Source organism: Fusobacterium mortiferum ATCC 9817 (assembly GCF_000158195.2).
GTDB lineage: Bacteria > Fusobacteriota > Fusobacteriia > Fusobacteriales > Fusobacteriaceae > Fusobacterium_A > Fusobacterium_A mortiferum.
The window spans coordinates 30,556-43,483 of sequence record NZ_GL987988.1 but is presented as its reverse complement, the minus strand read 5'-3'; the positions used below and the strand labels follow the sequence as shown (position 1 = coordinate 43,483).

Below are 12,928 nucleotides of genomic sequence, written 5' to 3'. Positions count from 1 at the left end.
TAAGAAACCGATTTCGTTATATTGATTATAACATAATTCGTTCATTTGTCAATCGTTTTATTTCATTATCATTATAAACTCTTATTTTAAGAAGATTATAGAAGAAAAAAATATTTTCATTAAAAAATATATTGACTTTTTCTATTTTTTGTTTTATTATTTATTTAAATTATAGCGATTGTATTTTAAACATTAAATATTTTTTTAATACTATTAGGAGGTTGAAAAATTATGAAAAAAATCTTATTATGCTGTTCTGCTGGAATGTCTGCGAGTCTATTAGTTACTAAAATGAAAAAAGAAGCTGAAAATCAGGGAATAGATGTGGAGATTAATGCTGTTGCACTAGAACTTTTTGAAGAAAATGTTACCAAATATGATGTATTCTTATTAGGACCACAAGTTAAATTTAAGAAAAACGATTTCCAGAAGGTGGCTGACCAATATGGAAAAAAAGTTGAAGTTATAAATATGATGGATTATGGAACTATGAATGGTGCTAAAGTTTTAGCCTTTGCTTTAAATCTAATAAAATAATAAAAGGAGTTTTATTCAATGGAAGAAAAAGAATTATTATCTGAAGAGATGCTAGAAAAAATTATGATGGGAGTTGCTATAGCAGGAACAGCTAAATCTCTTGGAAAAGAGGCTCTTAATCAAGCAAATCAAGGAGATTTTCAAAAGGCAAGAGAGTTATTTGCTGAAGCTAAAAAAAGTTTTGTTGAAGTTCATGGTTCGCATTTTGATCTTATTCAAAAAGAATCATCAGGAGAAAAAGTGGAAATTTGCTTACTTCTTATTCATATGGAGGATCATATCATGACAACTGGTCTGTTTCTAGATTCTCTTGAGGATCAAATTAATCTTATTGAAAGAGTATATAAATTAGAAGCCAAATTAAAATAACTTATTTAAAAATTCTCTCATATTTTAATAAAAGTACTGCCATAACACAACTATGACAGTGCTTTCTCCCATATACTACTAAATATTTTTAATCTCAAAAATTTTTTCTCAAATTTTAATTTAACTCTTGTATCCCTAAATGTAATTTAGGAGCTCTTACTCTAACAGTAACTATCCCATTTACAACTTGACTTATCTGTATGTCACAAGTTGCACTTAATAACCTATAAGCATCAGGAAAATTTAAACCTATTTTTTCCATTAAAAGATTTGTCATTGCTTCACTTGCTACTTTTATAGTTTCTTCAAAAGTTTTTCCACTAGCCACAGTATAGATAGAATCTTGTGTTTCTAACACAGGATTTTTAAGAGATAGTGGAAATTCTTTTATTATCTTAACTTTTAAACATACTTTTCCACCTATTTCAATTCCTGTACCACTAAGTTCTCCATCTCCCATACAAGCATGTAAATCCCCTAAAGCTAAACCTGCTCCATCTACATAAATTGGTAAATATACTTTAGTTCCCTTTTTTATAATCTTTGTATCCATATTTCCACCATGGCTTCCTGGGAAAGTACAGTGTACTCCCTCTTCTGGAGGAAATACTCCTATAACTCCTATCATTGGAGTAAGTGGTATTTTTATCTGAGGAGAAAAATGAGCAAAGCCATCTTTTATTTTTATAATTTTAGTATCAAAATCAGTTATTTTATCTCCTAGCACTCCCAAATTTGGAGCCGTTGTCATAACTCCTTGTTCTGCTAATTCAATATCAATCACTTCTACTTCTAATATATCTCCTGCTTTACTTCCTATTACTTCAATTGGTCCAACAGAACAATCTACTATTGACATATCTATATCTTTTCTTTTTGTATTTTCATTTTTTATCTGTCCATTATAGCAATCTTCAGTTTCAACATAAAAAATCTCATTATTTTGTACAGAATAATTAAATTTATTATTTTTATTAAACTCAAAAACTATCTTTTCTTTTGTTAAAGTTTGCATAACTCTCTCCTTTAAAATATTTCAATTGTCTAAAAGAAAAAAGCTAAAGAGATTATTTTTTCTCTTCAGCATTTCTCATTACTTTTTGATTATATTATAATTGACTCATACTATGTAACTTATAATAGAATCCTTTGCTAGCTAAAAGTTCTTGATGTGTTCCTCTCTCTTCTATTCCATTATCAGTAAGAACTATTATCTCATCTGCTGCTTGAATAGTAGAAAGTCTATGAGCAACTACTATTGTAGTTCTACCTTTACATAAATCCTCTAGTGACTCTTGAATTAATCTTTCTGTAATATTATCAAGTGCAGAAGTAGCCTCATCCAATATCAATATAGGTGGATTTTTTAAGAATATTCTAGCAATAGCAATTCTTTGTTTTTGTCCTCCAGAAAGCTTTGTTCCTCTCTCTCCCACATTAGTATCATATCCATCTGGCATCTGCATAATCAAATCATGGATATTAGCTTTCTTAGCTGCCTCTATTACCTCTTCATCTGTAGCATTAGTTTTTCCTATTAGGATATTTTCTTTAATAGTTCCTGTAAATAGGAATACATCTTGTTGAACTATACCAATATTTTTTCTTAAAGACTCTACTTTTACATCATAGATACTCTTACCATCTATTTTTATATCTCCACTATCTACAGTATAAAATCTTGGAATAAGATTACATAATGTAGTTTTTCCTCCACCAGATGGTCCTACTAATGCTAACATCTTTCCTTTTTCAATAGTTAAAGATATATTATCTAATACCTTTTTACTTTCATGGCTAAAGCTTACATTCTCAAATTTAATTTCTCCTTTAACCTCTCCAATATCCTTAGCATCCTCTTTATCTTTCTCTCTATCTACCTCTATAAGTTCCATAAATCTCTTAAATCCACTCATACCATTTTGATATTGCTCTACAAAAGCAATAAGTCTTTTTATTGGTTGAGTAAAAATTTTAATATATAGTAGATAAGCTAAGAAATCTCCTATATTTATCTTTCCATAATAAGTAAAGATAGCTCCTACTATAAGTACAGAGTAGTCTAACATATCAGTAAAAAATCCTACTCCTGCTGTATACTCAGCCATTACCTTATATGAAAAAGATTTTGCAGTAACAAACTGTTGATTTCCCTCTTCAAATCTTTCTTTCTCATCTTCATCTATAACGAAAGCCTTAGATACTCTTATACCAGATATACTATTTTGTAATCTTGCATTGATATCACCTGTTTTTTCTCTTGTTTTTACAAATGAAGCCAAAAGTTTCTTTCTTTTATACATACTATACCAAATTATTATTGGTAATATACAAAATACAATTATAGTTAATACTACATTTATTCTAAGTAAAACTATAAATGAACCTACTATCATAAAGAAAGATATAAATAGATCCTCTGGTCCATGATGGGCAAGCTCTGATATATCTTGTAAATCATTTACAATTCTTGACATTATACTTCCTGTTTGATTGTTATCAAAGTACTTTACAGGTAGTTTTTGAAGATGTTCATATACATCTCTCCTCATATCTGCTTGCATACCTACACCTACTAAATGTCCCCAGTATTGCATCCAATAAGCACATAACATTTTTATTAGGTAGATTACCATAAGTACAACAGCAAATACAACTAAAAATCTAAACTCTTTATTAGGTATAACTCTATTTACTACATTTCTTGTAATCATAGGATATACTAAATCACATAGGGCTGATATAGTTGCCACCAACAAATCCATAAAAAATAACTTTTTATATGGTTTGTAGTATGTTACGAATTTTCTTAACATACCTTTTTCAATTTTTACATCACTCACTTTTTCTTACCTCTTTCTCCTTAATATATATTTTAAAGAAAACTAAGACTTGCTCCATATTCAAAAAAGTTGATTAACTAGGCTCGTTTCACTAAAAACACAAAACTCACTTCGTTCAAACAATTGTGTTTTTCAGCGTTCAACTTCACTATGTTAATCTAAACTTTTTCTCATAATTTCCGCAATTCTTTAAGTTTTCTTTTATAACAATCCTAATTTTTCTCTTCCACATATCCCATCTCTTTTAAGAATGGTTTTTTCTTTCTCCAATCTTCTTTTACTTTTACCCAAAGAGTTAAGAAAATAGGTACTCCTATTAACTCTTCTATCTCACGTCTAGCCTCTTCTCCTATCTCCTTAAGCAATCTTCCACCTTTTCCTATTATGATACCTTTTTGAGAATCTCTTTCCACATAGATATTGATATCAAATTTATCTTTTCCCTTTTCTCTTCTCTCCACATTAAGTATCTCAATAGCTACAGAGTGAGGTATCTCATCTCTTGTTTTAAGTAGAATTTTTTCTCTTACTATCTCAGTTATTATCTTATATACAGAGATATCTGTATACATATCATCTGGATAATATTTTATTCCCTCTTCTAAAAATGGGTCAATCTTTTCTAAAAGTTTAGGAAGTCCAATAGCATATTGCCCAGAGATTTCAACTATTCCATCAAACTCTCCTAATTTTTCCTCTATCTCTAATCTTTTAGCTTTTAATTGCTCATCATTTAATTTATCTATCTTATTTACTACAAGTATTCTTGGAGTTCTCTTTGCCTCTTTTACTTTCTCCATTACAAATTGGTCTCCAGTACTTATCTCTTGAGAACCATCTAATACAAATAGTATTACATCTACATCTTTTAAAACTCTTATAGCAGAGTTAGTCATATACTCTCCAAGTAGATGTTTTGCTTTGTGTATTCCTGGTGTATCAATAAAGATATATTGATTATCATTAAAATTTAAAATTCCTTTTATATTATCTCTAGTTGTTCCAGCTTTATCAGAAACTATTGCAACTTTCTCTGATACCAGCTTATTTATAAGGGTAGATTTTCCAACATTTGGTCTTCCTACTACAGCTATAAATCCAGCCTTCATCTAATCATCTCCTATTCCTATCTTCATATACTGCTCTCTTATCTTATCAATAAATGAGTATCCCTCTTCATCACGAGTTTTCTCCTCTACTATTATCTTTTTTATCATATTAGGAGATATCTCTCTAGTGAGCTCAGCCCTCTTTCCATAAGCTATAAATCTCACACGAAATCCCTCTCTAGTAAGCTCTTGAAATATTTTATTTCTGTTCGTATACATTTTTGGTAATAATTCTTCTACGAAATATCTCAACTCCTTAGCTAACTCTTCACTTATTTTCTGATTTAAAATTTTAGAAGCAGAACGAATATTTATTATTTTATACTCATATTTTTTTAAACTCTCTTTTTCTAAATTTAAAATATCTCCTATTTTAAACCCCGTTTCATAGAGAAGTTTTATTACAAGAGAATCTCTTCTCTCCTCATAGCTATCATTGCAGATATCTAGTATTCTTTTCAATTCCCATCTCTCCAACGGCTCTGTAACTTTTTTTACTCTGTTAGGTAGCTCTATATCCTTTACTGGAATTTCATCTATTATCTTAGATTTTAAAAGATATTTGTAGAAGCTTTTTATAGAGCTGAGCTTTCTATATATAGACATATCACTATATTTTTTTCTTAGCTCCTCAATATAGTTGATTATATCTTGAGTTTCTACATCTAATAAATCTTTACCAACTATAAATCCATCAAAGTCCTCTATATCTTTTCTATATATCTCCAAAGTAGATGAATTTATCTTTCCATTCTCCTTAGAATTTTTCAAAAATTCATTTATAAAATCCATACTATCTACCCTCTTTCAATAGCTCCTCAGCGTGTTGTAACACTGCCTCACTAATATTTTCTCCTGCTAACATTCTTGCTATTTCTTCTACTCTTCCTTTTTCATCTAGTCTAGTAACAGTTGTAGAAGTTTTGTTATCTACAGTCTGCTTCTTAATATAGAACTGTTGATGAGCTTTGGCTGCAATAGCTGGAGAGTGAGTTATAGATACCACTTGAGCGTGTTCTCCTATCTCACGAAGTTTGTCAGCTATCTTTCTAACTGTCTCTCCTCCCACTCCTGTATCTATCTCATCAAAAATAAGTATAGGAACATTATCCACACGAGAGAATATAACTTTTAGAGCTAACATTATTCTACTTACCTCTCCACCTGAAGCAATCTTCCAAAGAGGTTTCATATCTTGTCCAATATTAGTAGATATAAGTATCTCCACACTATCAGCTCCATTAGCTCCCATAACCTTATTTTCATCTACTACTACGTGGATTTGAGCATCTCCCATTTTTAAAAATTTTAACTCTTCTTTTAAATCTCTCTCTATCTTTATAGCTTTCTCTTTTCTAAGCCTTCTAAGTTGATGAGCATTTTTCCAATACTCTTCCTCTATCTCCACTCTCTCTTTTTGAAGTTTTTGTACCTCAAAACTATCCTCTTCTAAGAGATTTATCTTTTGAGCTATACTCTCTTTAAACTCTAGTATCTCCTCTATTGTTGCACCATATTTTATCTTCATCTTGTTGATTACATCTAGTCTTTCTATTACCTCTTGCAATCTTCTATCATCTATATCAATATCATCGTTGAGAGTATCCATTATATCTACACAGTCCTCTAACTCATAATAGACTTTTTCAAGCTTATCTAAAAGCTCATTAAATTCCTCTCCATATTTACAAAGAGTTTCGATATTTTTTCTTGAGTTATAGATAAAATGAAGAGCATTTACCTCTCCATCTCTCAGATAAAGAGCTGAGTTTTCTATTTTCTCTTTAATTTTACCAGCATTAAATAGTTTTTTATACTCATCTTCTAAAAGATTATCCTCATTTTTCTTAGGATTTATCTTCTCTATCTCAGCTAATTGAAATTCATAAAACTCTTTCTTCTCAATAGCCTCTCTTCTATTTTTCTCTATACTCTCTATCTTATTATCTATCTCTCTAAATCTATTGTAAAGTCTATTACTATTTTTTATTAACTCTTTTCCCTCATCACCTAAAAACTTATCTAAAAGTTTTATATGGTTATTTTTGTTAAGTAACATCTGATGAGAGTGTTGCCCTACTATGTCAACAAGAGTTCCCATTATCTCTTTTAAATTTGTAAGAGAGACTCTCACTCCATTTACAAAAACCTTTCCCTTACCATTTATATCTAAGGTTCTTCTCACTATTACTTCATTATCTTCAGCATCTATCTCAAATCTATGTAATAGCTCCTCTCTCTGCTCACTGTTTATTTCAAATACACCTTGAGCAGAAAGATTTTTCTCCCCTGTTCTTATCATATCAGTAGTAGCTTTCTCTCCTATAAGTAGATTTATTCCACTTAGTATAATTGATTTTCCAGCTCCTGTCTCTCCAGTAAGAACTATGAATCCATCTTCAAATTCCAAATCAAGTTCATCTATTATAGCTAGATTTTCTATTTTAAGTTCTCTTAACATAGATTGTCTCCCCACTTTAATTTTTCTCTCAGCACACTGTAATAATTTCTATCTCTTGGTATCACGAGATTTAATGTGAATTTTGAATACTCAATTCTTATATCCTCAGCACTTGTAATTCTCTTATTAGTCTGTCCATCTATGATTATCTGCCCTACTCTTTTCTCATCTCCTATTTTCATCTCTATTCTCTCATCTCCACCTATTACTATAGGACGAGTGCTGAGATTATGAGGTGCTATTGGAGTAATTACCACAGCTTTCATATCAGATTTGAGAATCGGACCACCAGCAGACATAGAGTAAGCAGTAGAGCCAGTAGGTGTAGCTACTATGACTCCATCTCCCTTATATGTACACATATACTCTCCATTAGTTTTAAAATCCACTCTTAAAACTCTTGAAGTAATACCTGCTTTAGAGAGTACCACCTCATTGAGAGCATAGTATATCTGCTCATCTATCTCCACTTCCAATATATGTCTTTTTTCATATTTAAACTTTCCATTTAGAAAATTTTCATACTCATCTATCATATTCTCTTTTTTTATCTCTGTTACAAAACCAAGACTTCCAGCATTAATAGCTATTACATAGAGATTTTTTTTGAAGATAAAGTTTCTAAAAGAACGAAGTAGAGTCCCATCTCCACCTATTACCACTCCAAAATCTGCTTTTCCTGCCTTATCTACTATCTCTATTTTCTTACTTGCAAAATATTCCACACTCTTTTGATATAGCTCTTGAGCCAATGGTTTATCTTGGTTATATATTATAAAAACTTTTTTCATCTCTCCTCCAAGTTACTTAAACATTGGAACAGGGTCAATAGGTTTTAGATTAAATCTCAATTCGTAATAGAGATTTGGTTTCCCCTCTACTGATAATCCTAAAATTCCAATCTCTGCTCCTTGTTGTATCTGTTGATTTAGTTTTACTTTGGTAGCTATTAGGTTTCCATATACTCCTATCATATTATATCCATAGTCTACCATTACCACTTTTCCTAATCCTTGGAATACATCAGCATATATTACTTTTCCTTTAGCTGAGGATTTTACCTTTGAACCCATTCTTGCTTGTATCTCTATACCATTACTTGTAACCTCTTGCTGTTTTTTCTGGTTGAATCTTACAACAATAGCTCCCTCTACTGGTTTTATTACTTTTCCAAGTTTTGAGTAAGCTTGAGATTGATTTACTATCTTCTTATCAGTTTGAGTTCTAGCTACTATTATCTCTTTAATTTTTTTCTCTATTCTCTCTTTCTCTTTTTGAAGTGCACTTATACTTTGAACGTGTCCACTTTTTTCTCTATTTAGTTGGGCTATCAATCTATTTTGTTGAGCCTTTTTATTATCCATCTCCTTTATATTCTGAGCTAATTTATTTCTAAGATTAGAAAGTTTTTTCTTCTCATTTTCAATATTAGCTTTTACTTTTTGGATATCACTCTCTACATTTTTTATATACTCCATCTTTTGTAAATCTCCATACAAAAGATTTTTGAAATTTTTTCTTAAAATAGCATCTGAAATTATCTCCTCTTCCCTCTCTTTAGAGTATCTATTCCAAGCAATTATTTTAGCTTTAAATTCCAATTTTTTTCTATCCATCTCTTTAGAAGTGATATTTAGATTTTGACTTCCATAATCAATATTTTTAGTAACAGTCTTTATATCATTTAAGATTTTTTCTCTATCTTTGGCTATCTCTAAGATATCTCTCTCTGTTTCTAAAATCTGTTTTTCTATCTTTTGAGTTTGAGCATCTATATTTTTTATTCTTGAGTTTTTTTCTGCTATTTGTTTCTCTATATTTTTTATTCTCTGCTCCATATCAGTTACAGCATCAGCCATAATAAGAGTGGTCCATAGCAGAAAAAAAGTTATTATTTTCCATCTTCTACCCACTTGAACACCCCTATCTTTATAGGTTTTAACCAAATTAAAAGATTTATTATTAAGATTATCCCAAATTGTATAAATATTATCTCTTTTAAACTTAATACTAAATACCTATTACTTATTAAAAGTAAATGGTTTCTAAAATAAATATATATATTAAAGAATATCAAAGTTCCAATTATTGAGCCTGCTGTAAAAGGAAGTAGATTTACACTCTTCGCTCTTATTCTATTGGTTTTATCATCCTTTATAAGCCCTACATTATTTATATAGTCTATTGATACTGCACTATAAAATATATAATAGATTAGAGCTAACAATGGCAAAATACATCCTAAAACTATTCCTACTGATACCATCTGATAAAATTTAAGTTGTCTCTCCTTATAGTTGATGTATTCTCCATCTACAAATACCTCTTTAATATTCTCATTATTTTCTAACTTAACTTGTATTTTTTCTATATCTGTTGGCTTATCAAAAAATATTATCAAACTATCTGAAAGTGGATTTTCCCCCTTAGGTATAGCCACATCTAATTGATACTGTACTTTTTGAAAGGCTTCCTCTTTGGATACGTATCTTACTTGCTTTACTCCCTCTAACTTCAATATCTCTATCTCTAGTTTTTCTTTATCTTCACTAGACACATTCTTATGAAAATCTGCTGTAAAAAAATATCCAGCTTCTACTCTACTCTTTATTGTATCTACATTAATAAAAAAAGCTAAGAAAAAATTTAAAATGATAAAGGATAAAACAGTTAGTATAAAAGTAGTCTTTTTTATCTGTATCTTTGTTCTAATAGTATTTTTTTCCATCTTCATTAAATTAAAATTATTCATATTCACCTCATCATCTAAAATTTTTCTATAATATAAATACGAGGACTGACCTAAAGGAGTTTTAGTGCCAGTCCTCCTAAAAATTACATATTCTCTTTAGCCATAGCTACTAATTTAGCTGCTGTTAACTCATATTTCTCTAAAAGCTCATTTGCTTTTCCACTTTGTCCAAATTTATCATAAAGTCCTAATTTTTTTACTTTTGTAGGGTGTACTTCTGATAAAAATTCTGATACTGCTGAACCTAATCCTCCTATTACTGAGTGCTCTTCAGCTGTAATTATAAATTTTGTTTCTTGTGCTGCTTTTAAGATTGTCTCTCCATCAAGTGGTTTTATTGTTCCTACGTTGATTACTCTTACTGAGATTCCCTCTTGTGCTAATATATCTGCTGCTTTTAGAGCTTCTGCTGTCATAAGTCCTGTAGCTGCTATTGTAACATCATTTCCCTCTCTTACTGTATTAGCTATTCCTATTTGGAAATCATATGTAGCTTCATCAAATATTGTTTCTACATCTAATCTTCCCATTCTAATATATACTGGTCCATTATATTCAGCTGCTGCAAATACCATTTTTTTAGTTTCTACTGCATCTGCTGGAGATAATACTACCATTCCTGGTATAGCTCTCATTAATGCTATATCCTCTACTGATTGGTGAGAACCTCCATCTTCTCCTACTGATATTCCTGCGTGAGTTGGAGCTATTTTTACATTTAATTTTGGATATGCCACTGTATTTCTTATTTGCTCAAATCCTCTTCCTGCTGCAAACATTGCAAAAGTAGAAGCAAATGCTATTTTCCCACAAGTAGCTAATCCTGCTGCTGTTCCTATTAAGTCAGCTTCTGCTATTCCCACATTAAAATGTCTTTCAGGAAATTTCTCTTGGAATAAGTTTGTCTTTGTTGATTTTGTAAGGTCAGCATCTAATACTACCACATCTTTATTTATTTTTCCTAATTCTACTAATGCCTCTCCATAAGCTTGTCTTGTAGATTTTTTACTCATTAATTATTCCCTCCTAATTCTGCTAATGCTTTTTCAGTTTCCTCTTTTGTTGGAGCTACTCCATGGAATCCACATACATTTTCCATAAATGATACTCCTTTACCTTTTACTGTTTTAGCAATGATAATAGTTGGTTTACCTTTTACTGTTTTAGCTTTATCTAAAGCATTTAATATCTCTTCAAAGTTATGTCCATCAATTTTAATTACATTCCATCCAAATGCTTCCCATTTAGCATCTACTGGTTCTACTCCCATAACTTTATCAACATTTCCATCTATTTGTAAGTTGTTAAAGTCTAAGAATGCACATACATTATCAAGTTTATAGTGAGCAGCAGTCATAGCAGCTTCCCATACTTGTCCCTCTTGTAATTCTCCATCTCCTAAGATAATATATGTTCTATATGAAAGTCCAGAAATTTTAGCATTAAGTGCCATACCATTAGCAACAGATAATCCTTGTCCTAATGAACCAGTTGAAATCTCTACTCCTGGTACTTTTTTCATATCAGGGTGTCCTTGTAATATAGAACCATACTGTCTTAAAGTCATTAAAAGTTCTTTATCAAAATATCCTCTTTCAGCTAGTGTAGCATAAAGAGCTGGAGCAGCATGTCCCTTAGAAAGAACAAATCTATCTCTGTTTTCCATTTTAGGATTAGCTGGGTCTATGTTCATTTCAGCAAAATATAGAGCTGTCAAAATATCAGTAGCTGATAGTGACCCTCCTGGATGTCCTGATTTAGCTTCACAAATCATTTTTACAATAGATTTTCTTATGCTTGTTGCTTTTGTTTCTAGATTTTTAATATCTCTCATCTGTTTACTATTTCTCCTTTCAAAATATTTATACTCTCTCTAAATTATATTATTTTATCTCTACTATTGTCAAGAAAAGCTATGATTTTACTCAAAAAAACATAGATATTTTATCAATTATATAAAAACTTCCATCTTTTATGATAGAAAATAACTCCTTATATTTCATACAACCAATTATTAAACCAAAAATGGAAAAAGAAAACATTGGTCTAAATAACTTTTCCTCTTTTCCTGTATCTTTTAGTATGGTTAATATACCTAAAATTCCTAAATAATAAAATTCCATCAATTTCTCTGTATAGCAAATAGCTACTAAAATACTAATAACTATTGAGAAAAAAAGTATCATCTTACTCATTTTAGGAGTACAACTTATTTTCAAAATAGGGATTTTTATCAATGCTCCTCCACCCCAGCCCCTTGGATATAAATCATAGATAAAATGAAGAGCTAGAGCTAAAGAAAATCCCATTAAAAAATATCTAAAATTATCACTTCTATCCTGTTCATATACTCTGATGAAAATCAAAAGAATAAGAGGACTATGTGTCAATATACTTCTATGTTTTAACTTCATTTTAAAATCCCAGTCAGGAAATTTGATCCCCAAAAAAAATGCTGCAAAAGAGATAAAAATTCCCATTAAAGGAACTTCATCTAAAAACCTCATTAAAAACTCCATATCCTCTCCTTAAAAAAAAGAGGAGCAGGTATCTGCTCCCCTAAAATACCCTATTCAGGCAATTTATTATTTTATGATTTCTGCAACTACTCCAGAAGCTACTGTTCTTCCACCTTCTCTGATAGCGAATCTTAATCCTGTTTCCATTGCGATTGGGTGTATTAATTCTACTGTCATTGCGATGTTATCTCCTGGCATTACCATTTCTACTCCCTCTGGTAAAGCGATTGCTCCTGTTATGTCAGTTGTTCTGAAATAGAATTGTGGTCTGTATCCTGAGAAGAATGGAGTATGTCTTCCTCCCTCTTCTTTAGTTAATACATATACTTCTCCTTTGA

The 12,928-nt window shown here is 30.5% G+C and carries 14 protein-coding genes; 2 read left to right on the top strand and 12 right to left on the bottom strand.

What is annotated here, in order from left to right; translation table 11 throughout:
• Positions 1-231: 231 nt before the first annotated feature.
• Together FMAG_RS01230 and FMAG_RS01225 are read left to right on the top strand one after the other, a co-directional pair.
• Complete coding sequence (locus FMAG_RS01230) at positions 232-537, top strand: PTS sugar transporter subunit IIB (RefSeq protein ID WP_005883306.1); 306 nt, start codon at positions 232-234, stop codon at positions 535-537.
• Between the two features lie 18 nt (positions 538-555).
• The gene (locus FMAG_RS01225) at positions 556-906 is read left to right on the top strand and encodes a PTS lactose/cellobiose transporter subunit IIA (protein WP_005883304.1); all 351 of its coding nucleotides are present in this window, start codon (positions 556-558) and stop codon (positions 904-906) included.
• Between the two features lie 115 nt (positions 907-1,021).
• Here the strand turns inward: FMAG_RS01225 and FMAG_RS01220 are convergent, their stop codons facing one another.
• The 12 genes from FMAG_RS01220 to FMAG_RS01165 form a co-directional block, all read right to left on the bottom strand.
• Entirely contained in the window at positions 1,022-1,921 is a 900-nt protein-coding gene (locus tag FMAG_RS01220) for an acetamidase/formamidase family protein (RefSeq protein WP_005883302.1), read from the bottom strand.
• Positions 1,922-2,015: 94 nt separating this feature from the next.
• Complete coding sequence (locus FMAG_RS01215; RefSeq protein WP_040493645.1) at positions 2,016-3,722, bottom strand: ABC transporter ATP-binding protein; 1,707 nt, start codon at positions 3,720-3,722, stop codon at positions 2,016-2,018.
• A 239-nt stretch (positions 3,723-3,961) separates the two neighbouring features.
• Entirely contained in the window at positions 3,962-4,858 is an 897-nt protein-coding gene (gene era, locus FMAG_RS01210) for a GTPase Era (protein WP_005883298.1), read from the bottom strand.
• A complete protein-coding gene (locus tag FMAG_RS01205; protein WP_005883297.1) occupies positions 4,859-5,650 on the bottom strand; it encodes a tyrosine-type recombinase/integrase in 792 nt (263 codons plus the stop codon).
• A gap of 1 nt (position 5,651) precedes the next feature.
• On the bottom strand, positions 5,652-7,319 hold the full coding sequence (gene recN, locus FMAG_RS01200) for a DNA repair protein RecN (RefSeq protein WP_005883296.1): 1,668 nt from the start codon (positions 7,317-7,319) through the stop codon (positions 5,652-5,654).
• Positions 7,313-8,110 carry an NAD(+)/NADH kinase gene (locus FMAG_RS01195; RefSeq protein ID WP_005883295.1) on the bottom strand — a complete coding sequence of 266 codons (798 nt, stop codon included), beginning with the start codon at positions 8,108-8,110 and terminating at the stop codon, positions 7,313-7,315. Before FMAG_RS01195 ends, recN begins: the two co-directional genes overlap by 7 nt.
• A gap of 12 nt (positions 8,111-8,122) precedes the next feature.
• The gene (locus FMAG_RS01190) at positions 8,123-9,178 is read right to left on the bottom strand and encodes a murein hydrolase activator EnvC family protein (protein WP_005883294.1); all 1,056 of its coding nucleotides are present in this window, start codon (positions 9,176-9,178) and stop codon (positions 8,123-8,125) included.
• A gap of 32 nt (positions 9,179-9,210) precedes the next feature.
• Positions 9,211-10,071, bottom strand: a complete 861-nt coding sequence (locus FMAG_RS01185; protein WP_005883293.1) for a cell division protein FtsX — start codon at positions 10,069-10,071, stop codon at positions 9,211-9,213.
• Between the two features lie 83 nt (positions 10,072-10,154).
• On the bottom strand, positions 10,155-11,084 hold the full coding sequence (locus tag FMAG_RS01180) for a transketolase family protein (protein WP_005883292.1): 930 nt from the start codon (positions 11,082-11,084) through the stop codon (positions 10,155-10,157).
• Positions 11,084-11,905 carry a transketolase gene (locus tag FMAG_RS01175; protein ID WP_005883291.1) on the bottom strand — a complete coding sequence of 274 codons (822 nt, stop codon included), beginning with the start codon at positions 11,903-11,905 and terminating at the stop codon, positions 11,084-11,086. The genes FMAG_RS01180 and FMAG_RS01175 overlap by 1 nt, the downstream gene beginning before the upstream one ends.
• 91 nt (positions 11,906-11,996) lie before the next feature.
• Positions 11,997-12,590 (bottom strand): hypothetical protein, encoded by a 594-nt coding sequence (locus FMAG_RS01170; protein WP_005883290.1) that lies wholly within the window; start codon positions 12,588-12,590, stop codon positions 11,997-11,999.
• Between the two features lie 66 nt (positions 12,591-12,656).
• A partial coding sequence (locus FMAG_RS01165; RefSeq protein WP_005883289.1) for an EF-Tu C-terminal domain-related protein occupies positions 12,657-12,928 on the bottom strand: 272 nt, incomplete at its 5' end.